Below are 1,084 nucleotides of genomic sequence, written 5' to 3'. Positions count from 1 at the left end.
TTGGAGGCGGTACACCACGGCGTGTACATTCACGGCCAAATGCTGCAATCGCATCAGGGTGTGCTAGGAAAAATCCCGGTTCTTTCCAGACTTTACGTAGCAAATCATCAAGATCATCAGGGGTGGGTGGGCCATTTAAAGTCGAAATACGTTGGTCATCTGTCACACTTGCCAGTAAACCGTATTCAGGGTTATTGATAAGCTCGCTTTCTTGACGTTCTTTAATGGTTTCAATGGTTAAGCGAAGCTGTTCTTTAATTTGGTCGTGTGGGCTGCTGTAAAGGTCGGCAACACGTGTATGCACATCTAAAACAGTAGATACACCATTTAAAAAGTATTCGCGTGGCTCTGGGTCATAATCAACAAAAGTTTGAGGTAAAGTTGCTTCATCACGTTGTGTGCAAGCCACCTGAATATCATCGGTATTATTGACACGGTTTAGGCGATAAATACCTGCTTCAACAGGAATCCATTGAAGTAAGTGAGTCAGCCAGCGGGGAGTAATTGTAGAAAGCTGGGGAGCTGTTTTAGTTGCATTGGCCAGTTGACGGGCCGCATGGTCCCCAAGTGCAAGTTGGGCTTTGTCTGTATTTTTCGCCATGAATCATTTTTCCTTATTACATTGGCTTTTTGAAAATAAAAATTCTAGGATGCATATAAACTAGAATTAGTTCTGGTTTTAAAATTAAAATCGCGTTATAAATTTTTAAATACTGAGCTTATTAATGAGTTATCTATTTTCTAAATAAAAATATATTTAAACTAGAAATAAGCATTTTATTAATCTGCACGTTCTTTGTTTATTTATCTCCTTATCTATTTGTTTCACATCTATAGTTTTTAACCGGCAATATGATTTTTTTGATAAGACTCATTCGGTGACTGTAAAATCTGGCTACCTGCAGCAACACTATGGGTTAGCCAAACATTCCCCCCAATAATTGACCCTCGGCCAATGGTAATACGGCCTAAAATAGTGGCACCTGCATAGATCACGACATCATCTTCAACAATCGGATGGCGTATATAGTCTTTTTTCAAACCACCATCATCATTGGTTTCAAAGCGTTTTGCTCCAAGGGTC

General features: G+C 39.6%; 1 protein-coding gene and 1 pseudogene. Both read right to left on the bottom strand.

Going from position 1 to position 1,084, the window contains the following annotated elements; translation table 11 throughout:
- Window positions 1–601, bottom strand: a pseudogene (locus tag C1642_RS17125) (hypothetical protein); the annotation flags it as partial.
- 239 nt (window positions 602–840) lie between these two features.
- Window positions 841–1,084 (bottom strand): serine O-acetyltransferase (locus tag C1642_RS19820; RefSeq protein ID WP_416202834.1); only part of this gene is annotated, 244 nt, incomplete at its 5' end.

This window comes from Acinetobacter sp. AKBS16, from assembly GCF_002899995.1.
GTDB lineage: Bacteria > Pseudomonadota > Gammaproteobacteria > Pseudomonadales > Moraxellaceae > Acinetobacter > Acinetobacter baumannii.
Note: the sequence above shows the minus strand (reverse complement) of the source record. Positions and strands in the feature narration are given on the sequence as shown.